This window comes from Thermococcus sp. MV11 (assembly GCF_012027285.1).
Taxonomy (GTDB): Archaea; Methanobacteriota_B; Thermococci; order Thermococcales; family Thermococcaceae; genus Thermococcus; species Thermococcus cleftensis.
Window position 1 is genome coordinate 910,530 of sequence record NZ_SNUD01000001.1, and the last position, 25,795, is coordinate 936,324.

30 protein-coding genes are annotated in these 25,795 nt (G+C 56.4%); 17 read left to right on the forward strand and 13 right to left on the reverse strand.

Annotated elements, in window-relative coordinates; genetic code table 11:
* Window positions 1–24 precede the first annotated feature (24 nt).
* The 6 genes from E3E27_RS05065 to E3E27_RS05090 form a co-directional block, all read right to left on the reverse strand.
* Window positions 25–1,386 (reverse strand): ADP-specific glucokinase, encoded by a 1,362-nt coding sequence (locus E3E27_RS05065; RefSeq protein ID WP_167773603.1) that lies wholly within the window; start codon window positions 1,384–1,386, stop codon window positions 25–27.
* A gap of 66 nt (window positions 1,387–1,452) precedes the next feature.
* On the reverse strand, window positions 1,453–2,019 hold the full coding sequence (locus E3E27_RS05070; RefSeq protein WP_014788318.1) for a glucose-6-phosphate isomerase: 567 nt from the start codon (window positions 2,017–2,019) through the stop codon (window positions 1,453–1,455).
* 65 nt (window positions 2,020–2,084) lie between these two features.
* Window positions 2,085–2,696, reverse strand: coding sequence for a site-2 protease family protein (locus E3E27_RS05075; protein ID WP_167773604.1), 612 nt, complete (start codon window positions 2,694–2,696; stop codon window positions 2,085–2,087).
* Between the two features lie 11 nt (window positions 2,697–2,707).
* On the reverse strand, window positions 2,708–2,890 hold the full coding sequence (locus E3E27_RS05080; protein ID WP_014788320.1) for a KH domain-containing protein: 183 nt from the start codon (window positions 2,888–2,890) through the stop codon (window positions 2,708–2,710).
* Window positions 2,891–2,981: 91 nt separating this feature from the next.
* On the reverse strand, window positions 2,982–3,683 hold the full coding sequence (locus E3E27_RS05085; RefSeq protein WP_167773605.1) for a TraB domain-containing protein: 702 nt from the start codon (window positions 3,681–3,683) through the stop codon (window positions 2,982–2,984).
* Complete coding sequence (locus tag E3E27_RS05090; RefSeq protein WP_167773606.1) at window positions 3,680–4,624, reverse strand: ribonuclease Z; 945 nt, start codon at window positions 4,622–4,624, stop codon at window positions 3,680–3,682. Before E3E27_RS05090 ends, E3E27_RS05085 begins: the two co-directional genes overlap by 4 nt.
* 87 nt (window positions 4,625–4,711) lie before the next feature.
* Between E3E27_RS05090 and E3E27_RS05095 the strand changes: the two genes are divergently transcribed.
* The 3 genes from E3E27_RS05095 to tdt all read left to right on the forward strand — a co-directional run bounded on the left by E3E27_RS05095 (window position 4,712) and on the right by tdt (window position 7,259).
* Complete coding sequence (locus E3E27_RS05095) at window positions 4,712–5,671, forward strand: lipopolysaccharide assembly protein LapB (RefSeq protein WP_167773607.1); 960 nt, start codon at window positions 4,712–4,714, stop codon at window positions 5,669–5,671.
* A 125-nt stretch (window positions 5,672–5,796) separates the two neighbouring features.
* Window positions 5,797–6,171 carry a NifB/NifX family molybdenum-iron cluster-binding protein gene (locus E3E27_RS05100; protein WP_167773788.1) on the forward strand — a complete coding sequence of 125 codons (375 nt, stop codon included), beginning with the start codon at window positions 5,797–5,799 and terminating at the stop codon, window positions 6,169–6,171.
* Between the two features lie 59 nt (window positions 6,172–6,230).
* The gene (tdt, locus tag E3E27_RS05105; RefSeq protein ID WP_167773608.1) at window positions 6,231–7,259 is read left to right on the forward strand and encodes a tellurite-resistance/dicarboxylate transporter; all 1,029 of its coding nucleotides are present in this window, start codon (window positions 6,231–6,233) and stop codon (window positions 7,257–7,259) included.
* On the opposite strand, the gene E3E27_RS05110 is transcribed toward tdt, so the two are convergent.
* On the reverse strand, window positions 7,228–7,965 hold the full coding sequence (locus tag E3E27_RS05110) for a sulfite exporter TauE/SafE family protein (protein WP_167773609.1): 738 nt from the start codon (window positions 7,963–7,965) through the stop codon (window positions 7,228–7,230). The genes tdt and E3E27_RS05110 overlap by 32 nt on opposite strands.
* Window positions 7,966–8,048: 83 nt before the next feature.
* Between E3E27_RS05110 and E3E27_RS10720 the strand changes: the two genes are divergently transcribed.
* From E3E27_RS10720 to E3E27_RS05135, 6 genes are all read left to right on the forward strand, one after another.
* Window positions 8,049–8,513, forward strand: a complete 465-nt coding sequence (locus E3E27_RS10720; protein WP_240910650.1) for a hypothetical protein — start codon at window positions 8,049–8,051, stop codon at window positions 8,511–8,513.
* Window positions 8,514–8,686: 173 nt separating this feature from the next.
* On the forward strand, window positions 8,687–8,980 hold the full coding sequence (locus tag E3E27_RS10725) for a hypothetical protein (RefSeq protein WP_240910651.1): 294 nt from the start codon (window positions 8,687–8,689) through the stop codon (window positions 8,978–8,980).
* Window positions 8,981–9,032: 52 nt separating this feature from the next.
* A complete protein-coding gene (hypA, locus tag E3E27_RS05120) occupies window positions 9,033–9,452 on the forward strand; it encodes a hydrogenase nickel incorporation protein HypA (RefSeq protein ID WP_014788328.1) in 420 nt (139 codons plus the stop codon).
* The gene (locus E3E27_RS05125) at window positions 9,449–10,180 is read left to right on the forward strand and encodes an Mrp/NBP35 family ATP-binding protein (protein WP_014788329.1); all 732 of its coding nucleotides are present in this window, start codon (window positions 9,449–9,451) and stop codon (window positions 10,178–10,180) included. Before hypA ends, E3E27_RS05125 begins: the two co-directional genes overlap by 4 nt.
* Before the next feature lie 45 nt (window positions 10,181–10,225).
* The gene (locus E3E27_RS05130) at window positions 10,226–10,699 is read left to right on the forward strand and encodes a hydrogenase 3 maturation endopeptidase HyCI (protein WP_167773610.1); all 474 of its coding nucleotides are present in this window, start codon (window positions 10,226–10,228) and stop codon (window positions 10,697–10,699) included.
* Complete coding sequence (locus tag E3E27_RS05135; RefSeq protein WP_167773611.1) at window positions 10,700–10,933, forward strand: hypothetical protein; 234 nt, start codon at window positions 10,700–10,702, stop codon at window positions 10,931–10,933.
* Window positions 10,934–10,940: 7 nt separating this feature from the next.
* Here E3E27_RS05135 and mobA read toward each other — a convergent pair whose 3' ends face one another.
* Complete coding sequence (gene mobA, locus E3E27_RS05140) at window positions 10,941–11,522, reverse strand: molybdenum cofactor guanylyltransferase MobA (RefSeq protein ID WP_167773612.1); 582 nt, start codon at window positions 11,520–11,522, stop codon at window positions 10,941–10,943.
* A gap of 101 nt (window positions 11,523–11,623) precedes the next feature.
* Between mobA and E3E27_RS05145 the strand changes: the two genes are divergently transcribed.
* From E3E27_RS05145 to E3E27_RS05170, 6 genes are all read left to right on the forward strand, one after another.
* Window positions 11,624–11,848: a HypC/HybG/HupF family hydrogenase formation chaperone gene (locus E3E27_RS05145; protein ID WP_167773613.1), complete on the forward strand. Its 225-nt coding sequence runs from the start codon at window positions 11,624–11,626 to the stop codon at window positions 11,846–11,848.
* A gap of 2 nt (window positions 11,849–11,850) precedes the next feature.
* Window positions 11,851–12,963: a hydrogenase formation protein HypD gene (gene hypD, locus E3E27_RS05150; RefSeq protein WP_167773614.1), complete on the forward strand. Its 1,113-nt coding sequence runs from the start codon at window positions 11,851–11,853 to the stop codon at window positions 12,961–12,963.
* A 92-nt stretch (window positions 12,964–13,055) separates the two neighbouring features.
* Window positions 13,056–15,374 (forward strand): carbamoyltransferase HypF, encoded by a 2,319-nt coding sequence (gene hypF, locus E3E27_RS05155; RefSeq protein WP_167773789.1) that lies wholly within the window; start codon window positions 13,056–13,058, stop codon window positions 15,372–15,374.
* A 47-nt stretch (window positions 15,375–15,421) separates the two neighbouring features.
* Window positions 15,422–16,432: a hydrogenase expression/formation protein HypE gene (gene hypE, locus E3E27_RS05160; RefSeq protein ID WP_167773615.1), complete on the forward strand. Its 1,011-nt coding sequence runs from the start codon at window positions 15,422–15,424 to the stop codon at window positions 16,430–16,432.
* Between the two features lie 90 nt (window positions 16,433–16,522).
* Window positions 16,523–16,816 (forward strand): hypothetical protein, encoded by a 294-nt coding sequence (locus E3E27_RS05165; protein ID WP_167773790.1) that lies wholly within the window; start codon window positions 16,523–16,525, stop codon window positions 16,814–16,816.
* Window positions 16,813–18,012 carry a cysteine desulfurase gene (locus tag E3E27_RS05170; protein ID WP_167773616.1) on the forward strand — a complete coding sequence of 400 codons (1,200 nt, stop codon included), beginning with the start codon at window positions 16,813–16,815 and terminating at the stop codon, window positions 18,010–18,012. The genes E3E27_RS05165 and E3E27_RS05170 overlap by 4 nt, the downstream gene beginning before the upstream one ends.
* Window positions 18,013–18,070: 58 nt before the next feature.
* Here E3E27_RS05170 and E3E27_RS05175 read toward each other — a convergent pair whose 3' ends face one another.
* From E3E27_RS05175 to E3E27_RS05185, 3 genes are read right to left on the reverse strand one after another with little or no spacing between them, the layout of a single operon-like run.
* Entirely contained in the window at window positions 18,071–19,204 is a 1,134-nt protein-coding gene (locus E3E27_RS05175) for an ATP-NAD kinase family protein (RefSeq protein WP_167773617.1), read from the reverse strand.
* Window positions 19,205–19,208: 4 nt separating this feature from the next.
* On the reverse strand, window positions 19,209–20,654 hold the full coding sequence (locus E3E27_RS05180; RefSeq protein ID WP_014788341.1) for a potassium channel family protein: 1,446 nt from the start codon (window positions 20,652–20,654) through the stop codon (window positions 19,209–19,211).
* Window positions 20,655–20,686: 32 nt separating this feature from the next.
* A complete protein-coding gene (locus E3E27_RS05185; RefSeq protein ID WP_167773618.1) occupies window positions 20,687–21,637 on the reverse strand; it encodes a radical SAM protein in 951 nt (316 codons plus the stop codon).
* An 80-nt stretch (window positions 21,638–21,717) separates the two neighbouring features.
* On the opposite strand from E3E27_RS05185, the gene E3E27_RS05190 reads away from it, so the two are divergent.
* Window positions 21,718–23,361 carry a bifunctional aspartate transaminase/aspartate 4-decarboxylase gene (locus tag E3E27_RS05190; protein ID WP_371731552.1) on the forward strand — a complete coding sequence of 548 codons (1,644 nt, stop codon included), beginning with the start codon at window positions 21,718–21,720 and terminating at the stop codon, window positions 23,359–23,361.
* A 14-nt stretch (window positions 23,362–23,375) separates the two neighbouring features.
* Here the strand turns inward: E3E27_RS05190 and E3E27_RS05195 are convergent, their stop codons facing one another.
* Both E3E27_RS05195 and E3E27_RS05200 read right to left on the reverse strand, forming a co-directional pair.
* Window positions 23,376–23,618 carry a DUF4405 domain-containing protein gene (locus tag E3E27_RS05195; RefSeq protein WP_167773619.1) on the reverse strand — a complete coding sequence of 81 codons (243 nt, stop codon included), beginning with the start codon at window positions 23,616–23,618 and terminating at the stop codon, window positions 23,376–23,378.
* A gap of 3 nt (window positions 23,619–23,621) precedes the next feature.
* Window positions 23,622–24,413 carry a hypothetical protein gene (locus E3E27_RS05200; protein WP_206204773.1) on the reverse strand — a complete coding sequence of 264 codons (792 nt, stop codon included), beginning with the start codon at window positions 24,411–24,413 and terminating at the stop codon, window positions 23,622–23,624.
* 130 nt (window positions 24,414–24,543) lie between these two features.
* On the opposite strand from E3E27_RS05200, the gene E3E27_RS05205 reads away from it, so the two are divergent.
* Window positions 24,544–25,788 carry an MFS transporter gene (locus E3E27_RS05205; protein ID WP_167773620.1) on the forward strand — a complete coding sequence of 415 codons (1,245 nt, stop codon included), beginning with the start codon at window positions 24,544–24,546 and terminating at the stop codon, window positions 25,786–25,788.
* The last annotated feature ends 7 nt before the right edge of the window (window positions 25,789–25,795 follow it).

Genomic DNA, 25,795 nt, shown 5'->3' on the forward strand with positions numbered 1-25,795 from the left:
TTTTTAACCTTGGCGAAGGAAAAATCAGCGAAGGGCGAACTCGCCCACAAAGGCCGAGCTGGATATGGTGTCCCCTATTCCCACGGTGCTCTTGGGCCTCTCAACTATCTTTGTCGGAACAAAGACCAACTGATAGTTATCCACCTCGGCCATTCCGTTGCTCATTCCGTACTCCTCGACGAGCTTCTTCTCCACTTCAGAGGCCTTTCCGTTCACGGGCACGTCCATGGCATCGACGACCTCGTTGATTGAGGGAACATCTCCGAGCTTGGCTTTAGCTGCAGCTGCCAAAGCCGCGAAGAGGAGGGCATCGCGCACGTGTTCACCCTTATAGTCAGTCAGTGCCAGGTAGTAGCCGTAGGTGTGGAAGTGTATCCTCCTGACGCCGGTCTTCTCCGCCAGCCTGAGCATGGCCTCCGCAACCGCCACCGGATCAACGGGGTCGCTGGCGAGAAGCTCTTCGGCAAGCTTTTTCTCGCCGAGCACCTCCATTATCGATGCCAGCTCGACCTCGTTGAGGCCGACGCTGTGGAAGAGACCCAGGACATCGACGAGTGCCTTCCTGACGGTCTCGTCGGCGGTGAAGGCGAACTCGAGGTGAACCGGGACGTTATTCTCACCTAGGATTTCAAGGTGGCGCTTCATCTCCTCCAATGGCCCACGGTAGTTCCGAGCGGTGAGGGTCTGAAGGCCGCTGATTATTGCCAGCCTCGCCCTTCCGGCTATCTCCTCGAAGTGCTCCCTGAACTCGGGCCTTATGTAGACGTTAGGATTGTAGTCGTCAGCCGCGCCGATGAAGCGGTTCTCCCTCGGAGCCTCGAAGTCGAAAACCTTGAAGCCCCTCGGGAACTCGTAGATGTAGTGAATGCAGTTCTCCTCGTCCGCCTCGAACTCCTTCGGGTGAACCAGCTCGAGCTTTCCGTTCTCAACCTTCGGCACGTAAATCGGGCCCTCCTTGAAGAGTCCCGCCTGAAGGCGGGAGAGCTGGGGGACGTGCGCTATTACCGGAACGCCATAAACGCCGCCCAGGAGGTTGGCCATTATACCAACCTGTCCACCCATTCTCAGCTCGTCCCAGCCCCAGCGCTTCATGTAAAACCTGACGGTGCAGCTCTCGACGAAGAGCTCGGCCGCCTTTCCGCGCCTGACGCTCCAGAGAATTCCCCCGAGAAGGTGCTCGATCGAGGTTATCCTCTCAGGAAGCTCCTCGGAGTAGCGCAGAACGTTCTCTTTTCCGGCATCTTCAACCCTGCGCTCCAGGTCGGTTGAATCAAGGTACTTCACGGCGTCGATGTTGGTGTTGTACGCCAGCAGAACGGGACCGGTTTTTCCTATCCTCCCCCTGACCCTCTCGAAGGCCGATGAGTAGAGAGCGCCCCACGACATTGTATCACCGTGAGTGGTGTAACTCTCGGAAGTTAATAAGGGTTGCGGTGAGAAAAGGAAAAGGATTCACTCCTTCCACTTCGGGTTGTCCACGACCTTGACTTCCCCGTTCTCCTCGACGACGAGCTTGGCGAAGCCCTTTTCCTTTATGCTCCCGTAGTCGTGGCCCGCATCGGCCGGATAGATCGCCAGGAATATGAAGGGCTCGTCCCCGGTATTGACCGTCCTGTGGGCCCAGTATGGCGGGACGTAGACGACTGTTCCGGGCTCCATCGGAACCCACTCGGCCTTTCCTTCCGGCGTCTGGAGGAGCATTCCGCCCCTGCCCTTGATGGCGTAGTAGATTTCAGCCCTGTCGGCCTTTGAGTGGAAGTGGCCCTTCGTGAAGAAGAACTCCTTGCCCACCTTGCCGGGGTAGAGGACGGTCGTTGCAAAGTTGAGATCGCCGTCCTTCTCCTCCTGCTCGACCGCGTAGACCTCATAGACAACGGGGTTTTCCCTGAGAAGCTTCTCGTAGGCCTCCTCGTCCTGGAAGTAGCCCTTCAGGTCGCTGAGCCTTCTCACGAGCTTCTTTGCGCCGGGAATGACGCCGTTCTCCTCAATCTTGACTCCAAGCGGAGCCTTGTACTCCATAAGCATCACCGGATAAGAATCCACCCGCCCCTATTTAACCTTTCCCTTTTATATCACCGAGGGTGTTACACTAGCCTGAAGAGGAGGTAAGCCGCGCCGACGGAGATGGCCCAAACTCCAGCGTTCCAGCGAACGACCTTCGAGCCGTCCAGTGGAGGGAAGGGCAGGAGGTTAAAGAAGGCCAACCACAGGTTAACCGAGGCCGTTGCCCACAGGACTCCCATAACCGCAGGCGAGACGCTGAGGAGGTGGAACGCGGCCAGGGTCAGTGCTCCAACGGCAACGTTGGTCAGCGGACCGGCGAGGGCTATCTTCCCTATGGCTTCCCTCTCATCGACGGCGTAGGGCGCGTAGACCTGAACGGCGCCGAGGGCGGCGAATATCCACACGGTGCCAGTGAGAAGGCGCGTTGCCAGTCCAATGAGGAGGGCGAGGAGGATTCCGGTGTCCCATCTGCGGTAGTATGCCCTGTAGCCGAAGTGTCTCGCCACCTGCCGGTGGGCCAGCTCGTGGAAGACGAAGGCGGCAAAAACTGCAACGGCGGCGTAGGGGAGGGCCCGGAGGTCAAAGTTTGAAAACAGCAGAGTGAGAACTAAGAAGGAAACCATCAGGTCTTCAAACTCCCTTTCCCCGGTGCTTCCGCGGTGGATTCTGCCGTCCCAGGGGCGGTAAGGCATCAGAAAGCCCCTCAACTCCTGCCCTTGACCTCGATCTTCTTGCCAATGACCAGCTCGGCCGCCTTAACCGCGGCGCCCCCGCTTCCGACAGCTATCCTAACCTGGTCCTCGGGCACGTAGACAACTATCCTGTCATCAAGCTCCTCGATTTCAAGTATCTTAACGTTGAGCATCTTCTCTAGCCTGTCCCTCATGGTGTATCCCCAAGAATGCTCTGGCGGTTTCAAATATAAAAGTAACGACTCGGTCGGGCTCTCGATCAACTCCCGTGAAACTCACGACCCATCAAACCGCCCCGGCCGTCCAGTAGGGTGAGAGGAACCTCCGCTCCTTCGCCCTGTCGAGGAGGTGCTCTATCCCCTGCTTGTGCCCGAGGCCAACAACGGCTACGACTTTCGGCCTTTTAACTCCCTGAAGCTTCAGGTTCTCAACGATTGAAATCAAATTCCTAGCCATGACCTCGTTCCGCTCTTCGACCAGGACGCGGTAGAGGTAGGGGTACCTCCTCTTGAACTGCACCATCATTAGCCGGTACTCTTCCATAGGGTCGCCGAGATCACCTGCTTTGACGGGAAGGAAGACGCCGAGCACTTCCAACCCCATAAGGAGCTTCTCCCTCCCCGGCGCGGCGGCTATCTTGGAGAGTATGACGTTTATGTCCTCGTCTATGAGGTAGAGGGGGACACCGAGGGCCTGAGCGGCGTTTACAGCTGCTTTCATCTCCTCACCCGGGGCCATTCCAAACTCCTCGCCGAGCTTCTCTTCGACCTTTGCGAGAACGTAGTTTATCAGCCCCCTCCTGCCGAAGCGGAGCGACTCCTCAAGGGTCAAGCGTCTCTCCTCGTTCATGGCCAGGAAGCGCGCCCTGTCCAGCTCTATCGCAACGGCGTGGGGCCTCTCATTGAGTATCGTCCGGATAACCTCTTCCCTGCTCTTCGGTGACACGTGCATAGTGCCTATGAGCTTGACGTAGCGAAGGTAGCTCATTCTTCCTCCTCCAGAAGGTTTCTAAGCTTCCATTTTCCTGATTTGAACGTTAAAACATCAAAGTCCCTCGGAACGATGAAGTTCACGCCGAGCCTCCTGCATACCTCAGATGCCCCAAGTAGGTATTCGTCGTAGGTGTAACGGAAGGCCCTGTGGAAGAGGGCGAGGAGCTTTACCCGGGCATTCCTGGCGATTTCACAGGCCTCCTCGACGGTGGAGTGGTAGCTCTCTCCCCTATCTTCCTGGGAGAGGTAGGTGGCGTCGTGTATAAGCAAATCGGCCCTCTCGGCAAAGAGCCTTGTTCTTTCGGCTGGCCCGGTGTCGCCGGTGTAGACAACCTTAACGCCTTTCCTTCTCGGACCCGTAACGTCCTCGAGGCGGATTATCCTGCCGTTCCACTCGATTTTACCTTCTCTCTCAAGCCTTCCGAGTACCGGCCCCTCGCTCAGGCCGTATTGGGCGAGCTTCTCGGGCAGGAACTTTCCTCGTCTGTCTTTCTCTCTGAAGACGTAGCCCAAAGCGGGAATCCCGTGCTCGACCTTGAAGCTCCAGATTTCGTAGCCATCGAACTTCAAGCGGGTTTCCCCAAGCTCGTGGACGTGTACCTCAAACCCCGGCCTGAAGAAACCGCTCTGGAGGAAGTGCTGGACGAACTCGAAGGTGTACTTGGGGCCGTAAATGTGGAGGGGCTTCTCCCTGTCCCAGAGGTTCATGGTCTGAATCAGCGCAGCTAAACCGAGGTAGTGGTCGCCGTGGAAGTGGGTTATGAAGATCTTCTCAACCTTCATCGGGCTGAGCCTTGCCGCGTTCATCTGTCTCATCGTCCCCTCGCCAGCGTCGAAGAGTATAATCTCGCCCTTGTAGCGGAGCGCTATTGCGGGAACGTTCCTCTCGCGCGTCGGCATTATCCCACCGGTTCCAAGGAAGAATACCTCGAGCATGGTCTAATGTTCCCTTCCGGGATTAAAAACCTAAGCATGCCAAACGTTAAATACCCGAGAGGGCTAATCCGTATGAGGTGTTGGGATATGGAAGAAATCCTGAAGGCTATCGAGGAGAAGGACTGCAAAAAGGTGGCAAGCCTTCTCTACTACAAGGTCGATGAGCTCTCAGACGAGGATCTCAAAGAGGTTCTCGAGAGGGCAGAGAAGCTGGCCCTTGAGTGTAAGGATCCGGAACTGTACAAGCTCATCGTTTATTACTTCCACGCCCTTCTTGACGTGGACAAGATAAAGGAGTTCGAGAAGCTGGCGGAGGAGATGGATACCTTCGAGGCCAAGTTCAACCTGGCCGACCTCTACTACCTCATCGGAGAGCTGGAGAAGAGCCTCGACCTCTACCGTGCCCTCCTCGAAGAAGAGACTGCCAAGGGCAACATGGAGAACGTGGCAAAGGTGTACTACAACATGGCCCTCATTCACGAAGAAATACAGGAGTACGAGAAGGCCATCGAACTGCTGGAGAAGGCCAAGGAGGTCTACGAGGAGCTCGGGAAAGATGAAGAAGTCCTCCACGTCGAGGTCTACAGGGCGTACGTCATATTCGAAGCCGGCGAGCCGTACAAGGCCAAGGCCCTGCTGGCCAAAGTTATTCCCAAGGCCATGAACAACAGCAGACTGCTGGCCGAGATACACCTCGCCTTCGAAGAGATATTCGAGGAGGACGAGAACTACGAAGCTGCGCTCCAGGAGTGCCTCTACGCGGCGATGAGCGCGAAGGGCACAGAGTACCAGGACGTCGCCTTCGACTCCCTCATAGACGTCATCTGGCAGCTCATGCTTGACGACGAGTTCGAGATGGTATACCTTCACATGGACATGTTCGCCAACGCGATGCCAGAGCTGGCGGACTTCTTCGAGGCAATAAAGGCAATAGCCCTCTACAAGGACGGCAAGATTGAGGCGGAGGAAGCCAGCAAAGCGGTTGAGAAGGTGAAGGACAAACGGTTAATAGACCTCCTAGAGTTCCTCGGAGAGGCAGAGCTTTGATCCCTCCTTTGGCCTTTTTCTGACCTCCTTTCCCCCTAAAGGACGAGGCATTCAAGAGAAAAATTAACATGTGCATATGCACAATCTTTATATGTGAATACTTTTTCATGATAATCGGTGAAAGCATGAGGATAGCGGTTCCGTTGAAAGATGAGAGAGGCCTCGAAAGTGAGGTCTGCGAGCACTTCGGGAGGGCTAGATACTTTGCCTTCATAGACGTTGAGGAAAACACCATCAAAGGCTCCGAAGTCGTCGAGGTGCCATTTGAAGATCACGGTCCGGGCGACCTTCCAAACTTCATTAAGGAGCACGGAGGAGAAGCCGTCCTTGCCTACGGTATGGGAAAGAGAGCCATCACCTACTTCAACAGTCTCGGCATTACTGTTGTCACGGGAGCGTACGGAAAGGTCAGAAACGTCGTTGAGGCCTTTATCAATCAGGTTCTTGAAGTTGACCCACACTGGAAAGAGCGGATAGAGGCCACCAAGCACGGCCATTGAACCCCTAATCCATGGCAAAGCTTTTAAATGAAATTTTTTTCATTTATCTTGGTGATGGCATGAGGCTGAACGTGAAAGACTTCGCCCCAAGCTGGTTTGCGAGCGTCATGGGCACGGGAGCTTTGGCGCTGGTGAGCAAAGCTTACTCCTCAAAGCTCCCAATCCTTGAAAGTTTCGCCGAGTTCCTCGTTTATCTCAACACAGCCCTCTTCTTTGTTCTGCTGATTCCGTGGGTTCTCAGATGGATCAAATACAGGGAGAACGCTCTGGCGGATCTGCACCATCCAGTCCTCGGCAATTTCTACGGGACGATAGCCATTGCGATGCTTGTTCTCTCGGCCGATTACCTCACGGTCTTCGGGAATACAAGTGTGGCATGGGGCTTCTGGCTCGCCGGGACACCGCTGACGATATTCTTCGCCCTGCTGATTCCATACCTTGTCTTCACGAGCGAAGGCGTAGATACCAAGGCCATAACGCCCGCCTGGTTCATTCCGCCCGTAGGCCTGATAGTCATTCCGATAAGCGGTGCCAAGCTGATGACGCTGGCGAGCGGGACTGCTAGGGAAATCATGGCCTTCATCAACTTCTTCGCGTGGGGTTCCGGCTTCTTCCTCTACCTCGCTCTGTTCGCGCTGGTGATGCTCCGCTTCATCCGCCACGAGCCGATGCCCTGCGGGATAGCCCCGTCAATATGGATAAACCTGGGTCCTATCGGTGCGGGAACGAGCACGCTCTACGCCCTGGTTAAGGCGAGTGACTTCATATCCGTCAAGGAGCCCTTCCTGGCCTTCGGCCTGCTCTTCTGGGGCTTCGGCGTCTGGTGGCTCGTCATGGCGATCCTCATGACGCTCCACTACATCAGAAAGCTCAATTTACCGTACAGCCTCGCCTGGTGGGCCTTCATATTCCCCCTCGGTGCCTACGTTAGTGCCACCTTCAACGTGGGGACGACCTTCGGGATAAACGCTATCGTCAACTTCGGCTTTGCCCTCTACTGGCTCCTCCTTGCGATGTGGCTTGTTACAGGTGCCCTAACGCTGAAGAACTTCCTCCTCAAAGGCCCAGGGCAACGAGGAGCGTCTTGAGGGCTATGAGATACATTATTACCCCTATCACTTTTTTCACCTGCTCCGAGCTCATCCTGAAGTGCATCAGGTGGGTCCCGAGCCAGCCACCGGCTATGGCCGGAATCGAGACCCAGAGGAGCAGTTCCCAGTTCAGAGCACCCATCCGCCAGTATGTCAAGAACCCGCTCAGCGAGGAGAAGAAAACGACCAAAGCCGTCGTTGAGGCAACTTTCTTTGGCTCGTAGCCCAGGAGTATTAAAGCCGGGCTGATTATTCCACCACCACCGACACCTAGGAGGCCCCCGAGAAAGCCAGCTATTCCACCGATGAGCGAACCCTCGACTACGTGGTTCCCGCCTTTCCTTGCCTTCGGCCTGAAAAATAGCATCATGGTCCCGGAGTAGAGGAGGAAGGCCACAAATATCACGAGCACGATGCGGTGGGGGATGAACTTGCCCGCGTATGCTCCCAGGGGGGCCATGACAGTCGCGACGATTAAAATCGGCAGGCCGAAGCGGTGGTCGAGCTTTCCGGCCTTGATGTTCTTGACAGTTGCGGATAGCATCGAGAGGGTGTTTATGAACAAGCCAGCCGGCTTTGCAGTCATGAGTGGAACTCCCAGCCAGCCCATCACCGGGACTATTGCTATCGCCGAGCCAACTCCCCCTATCGAGAAGATGATGCTGAGAACGAAGGCAATCAGCGCAAGCTCCGGATAGTTCATTTTAGGTCACCCTAAAACCGTGGGTAGTTCAATTTAAAAGCCCTTCCATCCGATGGATGTTAAAACCGGGAAGAGGGCCAAACATGAACCCCAAAACCAAGGTCGCTTTAATCCTCTCGCTCATCTCACCTTTCTTCGCCGAGGTGCTGAGCGGCTCGACTCCACCGCTCGAGGTTCTCACAGAGCCCCTCTCATTCCCGTTCCTGTGGGCATACTACGGTGCAGGGGTTCTCCTAATCAGAGAGGTCTGGGTGCGCTGGGGAAGGAACTACATAAGGCTCATGCTCTTCGGATTTATCTACGGCATCGTGGAGGAGGGCCTCGTGATAAAGTCGTGGTTCAACCCCGACTGGCCGGACCTGGACGTCTTCAGCGTTTACGGGCGGGTATGGGGAGTAAATGCTGTCTGGGCCGTCTGGCTCACAATATTCCACTCCCTGATGAGCATAACAATGCCCATAATGGTCGTTGATGCCCTCTACCCCGAGTTCTCGGGGGAAAACTCCTGGGGAGGAGGGGGCTTATCATTGCGTCCGCCTCGTTTCTGATCTCGGGGGCGGTTTTCTTCACCTTCCTCGTCCCTTACCGTCCACCGGCACTCCAGTATTCCCTCACCATCGTCCTTACGGCGCTTCTGCTGTTCCTTGCGAGAAGGATAAAGAGGGAAGCCATCTTCAAGCGCGGTCTTCCGAGGGGGCATCCCTTCGTCTACGGCTTCCTGGTGTCCTTCACGCTGCTCCTCATCTTCACGGCCTTTCCCCACTCCTCTGCGCCACCGATTGTGCCTGCCATCTTAGGACTCCTAGTGACTCTTCACTTCTACTCCATACCCTCCCATCTGGACGAAAGGGGCCGCTACGCCCTCGCCCTTGGCTTTCTGGCCTTCTGGTTCGTGCCCTACGACATAATCCTTGAGCTCAACGGTGTGATGGGTGAAGCGTTCCTCGGCGTGGCCACCTTCGCCCTTCTGGCGTGGAGGCTGAAGAAAATTAATGGCAGTGAACCCAAGGTTTGAAACCCGCCCATTTTTAAGCGTGGGGGATCAAGATTTAAACGGAGGGATCGAGATGCATGAGTGGGCACTCGCCGATGGAATAGTTAGAACCGCCCTCGACTACGCCAGGAATGAGGGGGCCTCCAAGGTTCTCGCTATTCGGGTGGTTCTCGGCGAACTTCAGGACGTCAACGCAGAGATAGTAGAGTTTGCCATGAAGGAGCTTCTCAAGGGCACCATTGGAGAAGGGGCGGAGATAGAGTTCGTGGAGGAGGAGGCGGTTTTCAAGTGCCGTGACTGCGGTCACGAATGGAAGCTGAAGGAGGTCAAAGGAAGCTTTGACGAGCGCATAAAGGAGGATATACACTTCATTCCCGAGGTCGTTCATGCCTTCCTCGCCTGTCCGAAGTGCGGCAGCAGGGACTTCGAGGTTGTGCAGGGCAGGGGGGTTTACATAAGCGGCATAAAGATTGAAAAGGAGGGAGAGGCATGATAAGCATAGACCCGCGCGTCAAGGGCATAGAGGGCAGGCTTGAGAAGGTGAAGCGCATCATTCCCGTCGTCAGTGGAAAGGGCGGCGTTGGAAAGTCACTGGTTTCAACCACTCTTGCCCTAGTTTTGGCCGAGAAGGGCTATAAGGTCGGCCTGCTCGACCTCGACTTCCACGGGGCAAGCGACCACGTTATCCTCGGCTTCGAGCCAGAGGAGTTCCCGGAGGAGGAGTACGGAGTAATTCCGCCGACGGTTCACGGAATAAAGTTCATGAGCATCGTCTACTACTCCGAGGACAAACCGACGCCCATGAGGGGTATGGAGATAAGCGACGCCCTCATAGAGCTTCTCGCCATAACCCGCTGGGACGAGCTGGACTACCTCATAATAGACATGCCGCCGGGCCTCGGCGACCAGTTCCTCGATGTCCTGAGATTCCTCAGAAGGGGGGAGTTCCTGGTCGTTGCAACGCCCTCAAAGCTCTCCATGAACGTCGTCGGGAAGCTCCTGACCCTGCTGAAGGAGAGAAAGCACAGAGTTCTTGGAATCGTCGAGAACCTCAAGCTGGACGATGAAAGGAACATAGAGGAGCTGGCAAAGAGGTTTGACGTGCCCTACCTGACAGGTATACCCCTCTACAGCGACCTGGAGGAGAAGATTGGAAAGCCGGACGAGCTCCTCAAGACGGAGTTTGCAGAGAGGATAAGAGAAGTCGCCGGAAAAGTTTAGCGAGGGCTTTCTTTCTTCCCCATCAAATTCACCATAGGTGGGACAATGGAACCCCTTGAACTACTCAGGAAAGCCAAGAGGGTCGTCGTCTGTGGCATAGGCAACGAGGTTCGCGGAGATGACGCCTTCGGTGTTCTCGTAGCGGAGAGGCTGAAAAAGCTAATGAACAACCCGAACGTTCTAGTTCTCAACTGCGGCGAGATGCCGGAGAGCCACACTGGGAAGATAGTCTCTTTTAGTCCAGACCTCGTTGTCTTCGTGGACGCGGTGGACTTCGGAGGCAGTCATGGAGAGATGATAGTTGCCGACCCGGAAAAAACCACCGGAAGCGCCGTTTCAACCCACGGCCTGCCCCTCAAGCTGCTCGTTGAGTATCTCAAAACCCGCCTCAATGCCGAGTTCCTGCTCATCGGCTGTCAGCCCGCCTTTCTGGGCCTCTTCCAGGAGCCAAGCGAGGTGATAGTTGAGAGGGCCGAGAGCCTGGCCAGAACGCTGGCCGAGGCTCTTGGGGGTGGTTGAGTGGACTGGGAGACGCTCTATCTTATCGCGGGAGTGCTGTTTATCCTGGCCTTTCTCCTCGACATCAAAGCCGAGGAGAACCGATACGAGACCCTGAAGGACCTGTTTCTCGGCATCGGCTTCCTCGCGTGGTACCTGGAGGGGCAGATAACAGGCATCGTCCTTATCGCAACCGCAACCCTGGTTTATTATCCCGAGATGAAAAAGGCGTGGATAAGAAGGCGGTACGGCTGAGAGGTTATTAATCTCGCCGCGCAGTTATCTTCCTCAGGTCTCCCCTGCTGTTCACGTTGAAGAAGCTCACCCGCCATTCCTCTGGAAGGGCCTCTATGGAGACATAGCAGGGGTTCGACTCCCTTATTGCCCGGTTGAGGGCGTAATCCCGGGACTTTATCTTCTCCCCAAGAAAACCCCTAAATTCTTCAGAATAGGCCGCATGGAGCGGCTCCAGGTAGCCGTTGTCCCAGCGCGGAACGCAGACTGCTTTTCCATTTTTCCTGAATTCACGAATTATGTAATCAACGAATTCCGGGACGATTAGCGGCATGTCGCCAGCCACCACGAGGGCATCACCGAGGCTCAGCGCGATGTATAGGCCACCCATGGGCCCTATCATCAGCTCATCTACCAGAACATCGTACCCAAGCCCCCTCAGCTTTTCCGCGTTGTTCTTTGAGGCAATCAGAACCACCTCATCGATTCTCCTTGCCGTCTCGAGCCTCTCGACGGCGTGGAGAATAAGGGGCTTTCCACCGATGCGGTAGAGGAGCTTGTCGCCCCCGAAGCGCTTTCCTCTTCCACCCGCCAACACAGCACCGAGCATGGTGAATGTTGGAACAGAGGTTTTTAGGTTTGGCGGTTGAAAACCAGAGGTTTGAAAAAGGTCTAAAAAGGCCCGCGGGAACTAATCAACGGTGAAAGAAAATGTGCCTGGCCGTTCCGGGAAGGGTAATTGAAATTCACGGGAAAACCGCTGTTGTGGATTTCGGAGGAGTTAGAAGGGAGGTTCGCCTGGACCTGCTCCCAAACGTTGATGTCGGCGACTACGTGATAGTCCACACAGGCTTCGCAATAGAGAGGCTCGACGAGGAGAGGGCGCTGGAGATACTCGAGGCGTGGGCAGAGGTGGAGAGGGCACTGGAGGGGTGAAGATGACCGATGTCCTGAACGCCTTCAAGGACAGGGAACTGGCCCAGAAGGTCGTGAGGAAGATACGGGAGGAGGCGAAGGGCCTCGATGAGCTTCGCTTCATGCACGTCTGCGGGACGCACGAAGATACGGTAACCCGCTCCGGGATACGCTCACTTTTACCGGATAACATTAAGATAGTCAGCGGGCCGGGCTGTCCCGTCTGCATAACCCCCGTTGAGGACATCGTCAAGATGCGCGAGATTATGAAGGAGGCCTACGCCGAGGGGGACAGAATAATCCTGACCACCTTCGGGGACATGTACAAGATACCCACCCCGCTCGGGAGCTTTGCAGACTTGAGGAGCGAGGGCTACGACGTGAGGGTGGTCTACTCAATCTACGACACCTACAGGATAGCCAGAGAGAACCCCGACAGAACCGTCGTCCACTTCAGCCCCGGCTTCGAAACCACAACCGCCCCGGCGGCAGGAATGCTGAACGCCGTCGTCGAGGAAGGACTTGAAAACTTCAAGATTTACTCCGTTCACCGTCTGACTCCCCCTGCCGTTGAGGCCCTCGTGAAGGCCGGAACGCGCTTCCACGGACTTATCGATCCCGGCCACGTTTCGACCATAATAGGAGTAAGGGGCTGGGAGTACATAACAAGGGACTACGGCATACCGCAGGTCATAGCCGGCTTCGAGCCCGTGGACATGCTGATGGGCATACTGCTCCTGATAAGAATGATAAAGAAAGGTGAGGTCAAGATACTCAACGAGTACACCAGGGTCGTAAAGTACGAGGGCAACGTTGTTGCCCAGAAGCTCATGGAGAGGTTCTTCGAGGTCAGGGACGCCAGGTGGCGCGCCCTTGGAACCATACCAAAGAGCGGCCTCGAACTCAGGAAGGAGTGGAGGGAGCTGGAGATAAGGACGTACTACGACCCGGAGGTTCCCGAGCTTCCTGACCTTGAGAAAGGGTGTCTCTGCGGCGCAATACTGCGTGGACTTGCCCTACCGCCGCAATGCCCGCACTTCGGAAAGACCTGCACGCCGAGGAGTCCAATAGGGCCGTGCATGGTCTCTTACGAAGGAACCTGCAGTATCTTCTACAAATACGGAGCTTTGTTCTGACACCAAAGGTTGAAAACTCCTCTCCGGTTTTTAACTTTTGGTTTTAGAAACCTATAAAGGCCCGGATTGCCAAGAAGAAACCGGTGAGAGGAATGAAAGCTTACCGGCTTCACGTTCAGGGCATCGTTCAGGCCGTTGGATTCCGACCTTTCGTCTATAGGATAGCCCACGAGCACAACCTCCGTGGTTACGTTAAAAACCTCGGCGATGCTGGGGTTGAGATAGTCGTCGAGGGCAGGGAGGAGGATATAGCGGCTTTTCTGCGAGACCTCCGGGAGAAGCTTCCTCCACTTGCACGGATAGACAGGATAAAGAAGAAGGAACTCCCTCCCCAGGGCTTCGACAGGTTCTACATCGAGAAGAGCTCCCAGGGCGGGGAAGGTGGGGATTCGATAATCCCGCCCGACATAGCCATATGCGACGACTGCCTGAGGGAGCTTTTCAACCCGACTGACAAGCGCTACATGTACCCCTTCATCGTCTGCACCAACTGCGGGCCAAGGTTCACGATAATCGAGGATCTGCCCTACGATAGAATCAACACCACGATGCGCGAGTTCCCGATGTGCGACTTCTGCGAGAGCGAGTATAAGGATCCGCTCAACAGACGCTACCACGCGGAACCGGTCTGCTGTCCTGTCTGCGGGCCGAGCTACAGGCTCTACACGAACGAGGGCAAGGAAATCATTGGCGATCCGTTGAAAAAGGCGGCCGAGCTGATAGACAAGGGGTACATAGTGGCCATCAAGGGTATCGGCGGAATACACCTCGCCTGCGACGCGAGCAACGAGGAGGTCGTCGCTGAACTCAGGAGGAGAACCTTCAGGCCCCAGAAGCCCTTCGCCATAATGGCGGACAGCCTTGAGACGGTCAAAAGCTTCGCCTACGTGAGTAGAGGGGAGGAAGAGGAGCTTACAAGCTACAGGAGGCCGATAGTGACGCTCCGCAAGAAGGAGCCCTTCCCACTCCCTGAGAACCTCGCGCCGGGGCTCCACACGATCGGAGTAATGCTCCCCTACGCAGGAACGCACTACATACTCTTCCACTGGAGCAGGGCAAAGGTCTACGTGATGACCTCAGCGAACTACCCCGGAATGCCGATGGTCAAGGACAACGACAAAGCCTTCGAGGAGCTAAGAGATGTGGCCGACTACCTCCTGCTCCACAACAGGAAGATACTCAACCGTGCCGATGACAGCGTGATTCGCTTCGTTGACGGGAAGAGGGCGGTGATAAGGAGGAGCAGGGGCTTCGTGCCGCTGCCAGTGGAGATACCCTTCAGCTACCGCGGTTTAGCGGTCGGAGCCGAGCTGATGAACGCCTTCGGCGTCGCCAAAAACGGAAGGGTTTATCCCAGCCAGTACATAGGCAACACCTCGAAGGTTGAGGTGCTGGAGTTCATGAGGAATGCAATAGGACACTTCAAGAGGATTCTCCGCGTTAAAGACTTCGACCTCATCATAGCCGACCTTCACCCGGGTTACAACACGACGAAGCTCGCCATGGAGCTGGCAAACGAGCTGGGCGTTGAGCTCCTCCAGGTTCAGCACCACTACGCCCACATAGCGAGCGTCATGGCCGAGAGGAAGCTCGACGAGATGATAGGCATAGCAGTTGATGGCGTCGGCTACGGAACCGACGGCAACACCTGGGGCGGCGAGGTTCTCTACCTGAGCTACGAGGACGTTGAAAGATTGGCCCACATAGACTACTACCCTCTCCCAGGTGGCGATTTGGCCAGCTACTACCCCCTTAGAGCTTTGATGGGAATACTGAGCAAAGTTTACGGCGTCGAGGAGCTCGAGGAGATAATCGGAAGGTGCTGCCCCAAGGCCATAGAAAGCCTCCGCTACGGGAAGGTGGAGTTCAACGTGGTCCTGACCCAGCTTGCCAAGGAAGTGAACACAAGCTACGCCTCCTCAACAGGCAGAGTACTTGACGCATTTTCGGTTCTCCTCAACGTGGCCTACAGGAGGCACTACGAGGGAGAGCCCGCAATGAAGCTGGAGAGCTTTGCCGTGAAGGGCAAGAACGACCTGAAGTTCGAGGTGCCTGTTGAAGGCGAGCTGATGAAGGTTGAGGAGCTCTTCACCCAGGCCCTCGATGTCCTGGACAGGGCTAATCCGGCCGACGTAGCGTACTCCGTTCACCTGGCCCTTGGAAGGGCCTTCGCCGAGGTGGCGGTCGAGAAGGCGGAGGAGTTTGGAGTCAAAAACGTCGGAATAAGCGGCGGCGTTGCGTTCAACGAGCTGATAGTCAAGACCGCCAGAAAGATCGTCGAGAGCAGCGGGCTTAACTTCCACACCACCCATGAGGTTCCGCGCGGCGACAACGGAATAAACGTCGGTCAGACCTTCCTCGGTGGCCTGTACCTTGAGGGCTACCTCACGAAGGAGGACTTGATGCTGTGAGGAAAGGTTAAATTCAATTTATTCACACGATAACCGGAGGGAGAAATATGAAGATAAAGCTCGAACACGGAGCAGGCGGAGAAATAATGGAGGAACTCCTGAGGGACGTCATACTGAAGAACCTGAGCCTGAAATCGGCCGGGGGAATAGGCTTAGATGCCCTCGACGATGGTGCAACGATACCCCTCGGCGATAAGCACCTCGTGTTTACAATAGACGGCCACACAGTCAAGCCGCGGTTTTTCCCGGGCGGCGACATCGGAAGGCTCGCGGTTAGCGGAACCGTGAACGATCTCGCGGTGATGGGGGCGAGGCCACTGGCGCTGGCCAACTCCATGATAATCGGGGAGGGCTTCGACGGTGAGGACCTGAAGAGAATCCTTCGCTCGATGGACGAAACGGCCAGAGAGGTACCGGTTCCAATCGTCACCGGCGACACGAAGGTCGTCGAAGAGGACATCGGCATCTTCGTCGTGACCGCCGGGATAGGAATCGCAGAGAGGCCGATAAGCGACGCAGGAGCGAAGGTGGGCGATGCCGTTCTTATCAACGGGACCGTTGGAGACCACGGCATAGCCCTGATGAGTCACAGGGAGGGCATAGCCTTCGAGACCGAGCTTGAGAGCGACGTTGCGCCGATATGGGAGGTCGTCGAGGCAGTGGCAAAGGCAATCGGCTGGGAAAACATACACGCCATGAAGGACCCCACGAGGGGAGGCTTGAGCAACGCCCTCAACGAGATGGCCAAGAAGGCCAACGTGGGAATCCTCATAAGGGAATCCGACGTACCGGTCAGGCCGGAGGTCAGGGCGGCAAGCGATATGCTGGGCATAAACCCCTTCGATGTTGCCAACGAGGGCAAAGTGGTCATGATCGTCCCAAGGGAATACGCTGAGGAAGCCCTGAAAGCCATGAGAAGCACGGAGCGGGGGAAGAACGCGGCGATAATTGGCGAAGTCATAGAGAAGTACCCCGGGAAGGTTCTGGTTGAGACAGGAATAGGCGGAAAGCGCTTCCTTGAGCCTCCTGCCGGAGACCCCGTTCCGAGGGTCTGCTGAGCCCCTTTCCACGATTCCCACTTTTGTCCTTAACCTTCGGTTTAAGAAAGCCGTATAAGGCCCCTTTTCCAATTTCCACTGGTGAGGGAGATGATAATCGCGAAACCGTGCGTCACGATGAAGGGGATCGTCATAAGCGGCTACTCTTGGGACAGGAAGGTGAAGCTCGACCTCACGAGAACCGCCCAGTGCCTGAAGGAGAAAGGGTACACCGTGAAGAAGCTACTTCCGGGCATGATGCTCATCATCGAGATGGAAGGCTACGAGACGAGCGTCTATCCGAGCGGCAAGATAATAATCAAGCTCCTGGAAGATGCAAAAAGAGGAGAGAGGCTCGCTCGAATCATATACGACTGCGCTGGAGTTCTGGAGGTGGTTTCATGAGGATTCCGGAAGACGTGAGGAAGGACATACCCCTTACGGGCGAGGTTATCTACTTCGACAACACCGCCACTTCCCTGACGCCGAAGCCCGTGATAGAGGCGATGGACGAGTACTACCTCAGATACCGCGCCAACGTCCATAGGGGCGTCCACAGGCTCTCGCAGATGGCGACCCATAAGTACGAGGAGAGCAGGAAGGTCGTCGCCGAGTTTATAAACGCCAGGTTTGAGGAGGTGGTCTTCACCAAGAACACGAGCGAGAGCCTTAACCTCGTCGCCCTCGGGCTGGAGCACATATTCAGGCCGGGTGATAAGATAGTAACGACACCCTACGAGCACCACTCCGACCTGCTCCCCTGGCAGAGGTTAGCTAAGAAGCTTGGCCTTAAGCTTGAGTATATAGACGGCGACGACGAGGGCAACCTCGATTTGAGCGATGCGGAGAGGAAGATTAGGGGAGCTAAGCTGGTGGCTGTGCAACACGTCTCCAACGCCCTGGGCGTTATCCACGAGGTGGAGGAGCTCGGAAAGATGGCGAGGGAGGAGGGGGCAATTTTCGTAGTGGACGCGGCCCAGAGCGCCGGCCACATTGAGGTGGACGTGAAGAGGCTCCACGCGGACTTTCTGGGTCTTTCAGGCCACAAAGGGCCGATGGGACCGACGGGGATAGGCGTTCTCTACATAAACGAGGAGTTCTTTGAGGTGTTCGAGCCGCCCCTCATCGGAGGTGGAACGATAGAGGACGTCGATCTGGACGGCTACAAGCTCACAGAACCGCCCGAGCGCTTTGAAGCCGGAACGCCCAACATAGGCGGTGCTATAGGCCTCGCCGCCGGGATAAGGTACATCGAGCGGATCGGCATAGACAAAATCGAAAGACAGGAGAGGAAGCTCGTGAAGAGGATAACGGAGGGGCTCGACGAGCTGGAAGTGCCGTGGTACGGGCCGAGGAACCTGAAGAAGCACGCCGGGGTTGTGAGCTTCAACGTGCCGGGCCTTCACCCCCACGACGTGGCGGCGATCCTGGACGAAAACAAAATCATGGTACGGAGCGGCCACCACTGCGCCTTACCGGTCATGAAGAAGCTCGGAATAAACGGCACGGTCAGGGCATCGTTCCACGTCTACAACAGCCTTGAGGAGGTCGAGACCTTCCTTGGGGTTCTTGAGGGGCTGGTAAAAAGTTTAAGGAGTTAAAGGGGCATCTCGCCCCACTCAACGTTTATCGTTTCGGGAGTTGCAGCGGAAGAGCTGTCTAAACGACCCTCACCATTCTCTCCAGCCAGGGACTCACGCGAACCCTGATGTAGCCCCTAAGCTTCTCGTCCACCTCTCTATCGCCGGTGTATATCCTCAAGGGGCCACTTTCGAGCTTCGATGGTGTGGCAACTACGGTTATGTTCTCCTTCGGAATTTTCCTCAGCACCTCGGCCGAGAACTGCTGGTTCCCTCGTCCGAAGATGAAACCTAAGCCCCCTATCACCGTGACGATTACCCTAGGGCCTCTATCGGCAAAGCGGAGCAGGTCTTTCTCCGTCGCGTCCTTCACGAGAAGCTTAACATTTCCGTCCCTGATCTCCACCACGTCCACCCCTAGGAGCGTTCCATCTATGCCAAGCCTGTCCTTTATCCGCTTTACCGTCGAGCCAGAGCCGAGGAAGTATATTCCATCGTTTTCGAGGATTTCCTCGGCGATTGCTTCGGCGATAGCATCGAGCTCCCCTTCCTCGTCCACGGGTATCCTCTCCTTGCTTCCCTGCACGAGGGTCTCAACGACCGGAACGAGGGCCTTTCCGTAGGTTCTGGCCCTCACATCGTCGTGCCTGTATGCATCTTCGTCTATGTCCCTGACCTCCCTCTCCTCGAGCCGCGCGTTTCCCCTGAGGAACTCCACCAGAACTCTGGCCGCGTCCTCGGGGGAATAGGCGAAAACTCCCGAGTACATCTTGACGCCGGTTGGAATGCCGAGAATTGGAATCTTTTCATCGACCGCCTCAATGATGTCTCTAGCTGTTCCGTCCCCGCCTGCGAATACAAGTAAATCAACGTTTCCGACCATTTCCTTTGCCAGCTCCTTCGTATCCTCACCGCTGGTATTAGGTATTCTTACACCCTCTATTTCCAGGTAACCGATTTCCCTGTGCCTCAGAACCTCAAACTCAAAGCCGAACTCCCTCAGAACGTCCTCCCCCAGCGGGCCGGGGCCGGTGAGGAACCTTACCTCTACCGCCTCCTCATAGTGAGATAGCTCCTCCAAGAAGAGCCTCACCAGGTCTTGGGCGATTGGCCTCGCACCCCTCTTCACCGCTTCCTTCACAACTCCGTCCGTGCCCTTGAGGGCCACTCTTCCCCCCATTCCAGCTATCGGGTTGATTATGAGGCCTATCATGGTTTCACCTCATGTACTTCCTCGCAAAGACCGTCAGAAATACCGCCCACATGAACATTCCGAACAGCGCCTCAACCGACGCTATGACCCTCCCAACGCCCACGGGGTGGTAGTCACCGTAGCCGAGGGTTGTGGCGGTAACGACGCTGAAGTACTCGTAGTCGATGAAGCTCATTCCCCCAGATACCCCCTCAACACTCCGGGTCAGGAAGAACAGAATGGGAAAGAAGATGTTCACCGCGGCAAGCCATATGAGTATGGGCCTCTTCCAGTCAGTGCCGTATTTACACGTCAAATCCGCGAAGAGCCACTCGAAGGCCGTTTCCATTTTAACGAGAAGCTTTTTAAGCCCCCTCCTCCTGCCAGCCAGCCGGGAATGCCTCCTAGAGACCATTTCGAGGTAGTAATACCTGTCCGCCCTCTCAAGGTCCCCGTTCCGCTCCCAGCTTATCCTTGCCAGGCGATAGAGAACCTCCGCCGCGTGGTGGCTGTTGAACCTGCAGTCTTCGACGTCTATGAAGCCCTCGACGTTCAGCTCCACCGGAATGTTGGGAAGAACCGTGGAGTTCCATGTGAAGTCCCCATTGAAGGAGACCCTTCTGAAGATTAGGTTTCCCATTACCCGAGTGTGAACGAACTCTGGATTCTTGAGCCAGCTGGCGAGAATCTCGGCGTGACCGAAGATGTCCAGATCCTCCAGGACAAGGTTCCCGTGGAAGCGTCTTATGCTGAGCCTCACCTGTCTCTTGAAGCGCGCCGACTGGTCGAACTCGACGTTCCTGATTGTCAGGGCAGAGGCCCTAACGGCCCTTTCGCGGGACTCGGAGGGTTTTATGCCGTGCTCCTCGAGTATCTTCCTCATGAGTGGATAGCGAACGTTTATTCCGATCCTCCTGACGCCCTCGAGCCCGCTGAGTTCTATCCTGCCTGTAGCGATCCTGCGCTCTCCGTAGTCCCTCTCCGCTTCCTCCGTTCCTCCAGTATGCTCCGTGGAGTTTATCATAACGTAGCTGACTCTCGAGTTTCTGACGTAGACGGAGTTGGAGAACCTAACCCTGAGCAGGTTGAGGCCAAAGACACGGGAGCCGTGGACGGTGAAGGTCCCCACTTCGCTTCCAAAGACCACTATCCTTCCCACGGCCGAGTTATAGAAAGTTATTCCCGGAACCCTAACGGAGTCAAAGAGAATCGCCCTAACGTGGGAGTTCTTGAAGACTATAGGCTTTTCGGCGATGAAATCACCTATCTTGACGTCATAGAGGTAAACGCCCTCAAAGTACGTATGACCGCTCTTCAATCTGCGTAGAAACGCCTCTTCCTTGACCCGCTTTATCTCCTCCCCGAGAAGCCTCTCTCCCTCGTCATAGGGAATGTGGAGCGGGCAGTACTTCGACCCCTCAACGGGTTTCAGGCGGCACTTCTTGCCGTTCTCGTAGGTGTACTCGCACATGGCCCCTCAACATACCTAACGCCAACGGATAATTAAGGCTTTCTCCTGCTCGGAAGGGCACGCATGTAGAAGCGCTTCCCGCCGTACTCCAGCTCGATGAGCTTCCCCTCTCGAATGAGCCTCTCCACGGTCTCCCAGCCGGCCCCCGCCTTCCTTAGAAGCTCCCTCACAGCCCCCTCCCTCATGGGGTGAACCGCGGTGATGCTCAGCAGGTCTTCCTCGACATTTCCGGTGGAGGCGAAGGCGTTTCCCTCGTAGCCGATGAGGTATTCAACCCTGCCCTCCCCAATCCTTTCCGAGAAGAGCTGGTAGGCGAGGTTTATTATGTCTTCCTTCGCCGGCTCCACCCAGGGCTCGGCTGGAGGCCTCGTGGGGACGGCTATGTAGGCCTTGTCCGGTTTAAGCTCCGCCAGGAAGTCCGCTATCCTTTCAAGCTCATCGCCGTAGTCGACGTTGATCAGCATCGTCTCGGTAACGAGGGTTCCATCGAAGTCGCCCCTGAATTCTAGCATGCCCTCGAGGATTTTCTCAAGCCTTAGGCTCTTGTGGGGCCTGTCTATTCTCCGCCAGAGGGGCTCGCTGACAGCGTCGAGCTTGAGGGAGACGAAGTCGAAGCTCAGGAGCTCTTCCCTGACATCATCACGCCATATCAGGGAGGAGTTTGTGAGTATTGCCAGCGGAACACCGAGGCCGCCCAGGAGCTCGACCTCGAGGCCGAGGTTGGCATCGAGCGTCGGCTCGCCGTCGGGGACGAAGGTTACGTAGTCGATCCTTTCGCCCCTTTCCCTGGCCTCCTCGACCTTTCTGGCAACTTCCTCGAATATGAACTCCGGCTCGTAGAAGGGCCTCCTCTCCACCTCCATCCTCAGTGTTCTTCCTATCTGGCAGTAAAGGCAAGCGTAGCTGCAGATTTTGTCGGGTATGTTGTTCACGCCGAGGCTCCTGCCGAGCCTCCTCGAGGGGACGGGACCGAAGGCTATCATTAAACCACCGGGGTTAGGTCGGCCTAAAAGCGTATAAGGTTTGCCCAACCCTTTTATACGCTCCGGTCCAACAAGGTACGGTGTTCAACGTGTCAGGCGAGGGTGAAGCCCAGGTTGAGGAGATACTGAAAAACATAGGAAACCTTGAGGAGCTCAGCCCGTTCGAGTTCAAGGAGCTTCTCATAAAGCTCGCGAGGCGGAAATCGGAGAGGATGATGCTCAACGCGGGCAGGGGGAACCCGAACTTCCTGGCGCTGACGCCAAGGTACGCCTACCTCCAGCTCGGGAAGTTCGCTCTCAGCGAGGCAGAGAGGCACTTCGGCTACATGGGTGGCCTCATAGGGGGCCACAGCGACAGGGAGGGCATCGAGGCCCGCTTCGAGATCTTCGTTAGAAACCACTGGAACGAGAGGGGGACGGCTTTCCTGAACTCGGCCGTCAGCTACGTCAGGGACTACCTTGGCCTCTCGGCGGGGGACTTCCTCCACGAGATGGTGCAGGGCTACCTGGGCTGCGACTACCCATCGCCCCCGAGGATGCTGCCCCTGGCGGAGAAGATAGTCGCGAGGTACCTGATGAAGGAGATGGGAGCCGGCTACGACCTCGGCTACTCCCTGGTCGATGAGACCCAGCTATTCGCGGTGGAGGGCGGAACCGCGGCGATGGCGTACCTCTTCGAGTCCCTGAAGGCCAACAGGATACTGAACGAGGGGGATAAAATAGCGCTGGCCGTTCCGATATTCAGCCCCTACCTGGAGATACCGAGGCTCGACACCTACAGGCTCGAGGTCATCGAGGTGAGGGCGGACGAGGAGAGGGGCTACCAGATACCGAGGGAAGAGCTCGAGAAGCTCCGCGACCCCGAGATAAAGGCCTTCTTCCTCGTGAACCCGGGCAACCCGACGTCGGTGAAGCTTGAGGAGGGAACCCTCGAAGACCTTCGCGAAATAGTGGAGAAGGATCGGAACGACATGATAATCATCACGGACGACGTCTACGCGACCTTCGCCGAGGACTTCAGGTCAGTGTACTCGGTCCTGCCCCACAACACGATACTGGTCTACTCCTTCTCCAAGTACTTCGGGGCTACCGGCTGGCGCCTTGGCGTGATAGCCCTCCACAGGGACAACGTCGTGGACAGGCTCATAGCCAGTCTCCCGGAGGAGGTGCAGGAAATCCTTGAGAAGCGCTACGCCCCGATAACGCCGGACGTCAGGGAGCTGAAGTTCATAGACAGGCTCGTGGCCGACAGCAGGAACGTCGCGCTGAGGCACACCGCCGGGCTGTCCACGCCCCAGCAGGTTCAGATGGTCCTCTTCGCCCTCTACGCCCTCATGGACGAGGAAGAGAGGTACAAGAAGACCGTGAAGCACGTCCTGAGGAGGCGCTACAGGGCGCTCTACCGCGGCATTGGAATAGAGCCCGAGGAGAGCCCGAGCTACGCCTACTACTACACCCTGCTCGATACTGAGAAGCTGGCCGAGAGGCTTTACGGGAAGGAGTTCGCGGAGTGGTTCGTCAGGACGCTGCCGGTGGAGGAGTTCATAGTCCGCCTCGCCGTTGAGGCAGGGGTCGTCCTCCTCCCAGGGAAGGGCTTCGACGTCGTCCACCCCTCGGCCAGGGTCTCGCTGGCGAACCTGAGGGAGATAGACTACATCAAGATAGGGAAGACCATCAGAAGGCTCATAGACGAGTACTACAAAAAGTTCAGAGGGGAGGTGTGAACTCCTTTTTCCATTTAAGACCTCAGCCTCCGGAAGTAGGCCACGAGGGCGTTCCAGTTCAGAGCAATGTGGACTATTGAAAGGCCGAAGAAGGCGAAGCCGAAGTAGATGTGGAGTGTATCCGCGGTGGACACTGGAAGTGGATGACCAAGCTTTGCCGTCAGGGGGCCTATGAGGAGCACCGTCCCCGTTATGCCCGTGACGAGCCACAGGAAGAACAGGAGAAGTGAAACGCACATTCTCCGGTTGCACTTCATGGCTCATCCCTTCCTGTAGGTTTTTCCGTTAATTACAATGACGTCCGCCTTTAAGGAGCCCTCTTCCTCGCTGGCGACGACGGTTACATTCTCGCCGGGCTTCAAGAGTGCCATAATGTCGCGCCAGGTTAAGCTCTCGTTGTTCGGCCCGGTCCAGCGGCCCCTGATCTCAATCGTGTAGTTCCCAACCACAACCGCCCTCAATGCCAGGTCGACTTCCTTTATGGGGCCCGTCACGTTGATGGAGGTCGTGTTGAGGACTTCCTCTGGCGAAGGGGTGCTCTGGTTCAGGGCAGTCCCGTTGGGCGTCCCAACGTAGAACTCAACCGTGACCCTTTCCTCGGTTCCATAGGGACAGCCAGAGCCGTAGTGGAAAACCACATCCAGGCTTCCGTTTCCGAGGACTTTAACGGTGTACTGCTTGAATGCCGTGTACGCGTCCTTCAGTTCGGTCTTCGTTTCGTTCACGACTTCAACGTTCTTTGGGTTTTCAACCGTTATTTTCCAGTCGGAGTAGGGACAGGGCTGTGCATGCCTGAACTTGACCGTGACGTTGACTGTGACCAACGTTCCCGCTCTCTCAACGTACGCTTTCCCCGGAACAACGTAGAGAATGTCATCCCCTTCATGGGACGTGGCAAAGCCCACATAATAAACCCCGTTAACTGGGTTCGCTGGTGATGATGGCGGCTGAGCAGGACTCGAGGAAATTCTCTCATCCGCATAATTGACGGCGAAGGGCAACGCCACGAACAGGGCACAAAGTATGAAGGAGATTACAATCTTCCGCTCCATGGTTCATAATACACATGCAACGTTTTTAAACCTTCCATCCAAATGCACGCATTTGAACATTGACTACCCCCTGGGTTCACGAACCTTTTTAAAGCAAACCCTGTTCTCCGGCACTCCAAGGTGAGAAAAAGTGAGCCAGAGAGTGGCCATCGCCGTGAGGAACTCAACGGTCGCCAACCGCTACCGCTACGTTCCGAAGATGCCCAGGTGGTTTTATTCCTTCGTGCCCTTCAAAGTAGCTACCGGTGGAAGCTCCGCCCTGGTGAGCCTCTACCTCCTCCAGCTCGGGGGCAGCGCTTCAACGGTTGGCCTGGCCTTTGCCCTCGCGAGTCTGGCTTCAATGCTCGGCGCCCTGTTCTGGGGGAGGCTGAGCGACAGGACCCTGAGGAGAAAGCCCTTCATACTCCTCGGCTTCGCCAGCGTCCCGGTGTTCCTCACAGCGATGGCTTTCGCCAAAACCCCGGCCCAGCTGATTGCCGTGAACACGGCCTACGCGTTCTTCCTTTCCTCCACCCTATCCGTACCGATAGCCCTGGTTTTGAGGAGCGTCAGGAAGCACAGCTGGGAGTACGGCATAGGGAAGTTCAATGAGGTCAGCGGCTGGGGGTGGGTTCTCGGCCTAGTCCTCGGCTTCGGGCTATCCCGGTTCCTCACGATCCCCCAGCTTTTCGTGGCCTTTGCCCTGCTTGGAGTTCCGTCGGTTTTCATGGGAAGGAAAATGATACGTGAGGTGCCGGTCTACATAAACCGGCGTGCTATAAGGGCCTTCGGAAACTACGTCGTCGAGAAGGCACGCTACTTCCCGAGCTTTGTACTCCATCTTAACCTCAGCCTTCCAGATGGCCTCGGGAGGTTCTACCTGGCGTTCCTGCTCTTCTGGATAGCCGCTGGACTTTACTTCCCCCAGATGCCGGTCCTGCTGACGGGCGGTGGCTACGGAATGGACGTCGTGTACCTTGCCCTTATAGCCAACTCCGCAATCGCGGCTCTCAACTACGGGCGCGTTGGGAGCACAATGGGTGGTAACAAGGAGAAGACTCTTAGGAAAGGCCTCGCCCTTCGCGCCGCGGCCCTGCTCGCGGTGATGGTGGGGGTCATGGTCTCTACACTCCTTCTCCCGATGGTTCTCGCCTCCTATACCCTGGCCGGCTACTCCTGGGCCTTCATAGGCCTTCCCTCTACGGCAATAGTGAGCGAGAGGGCCGGAGAAAAGGAGAAGGGAAGCGCGATGGGCACCTACAACGTCGTCAGCTCGGCGGGCTACATAGCCGGAAGTGCCCTCGGAGGTGCCGTGACCTCTTCAGCAGGCTTTGGAGTTGCATTCAGCCTTGGCCTGCTCCTCGTGGCCGGGAGCATGGCACTTATGAAAAAGTAGAGAAGAG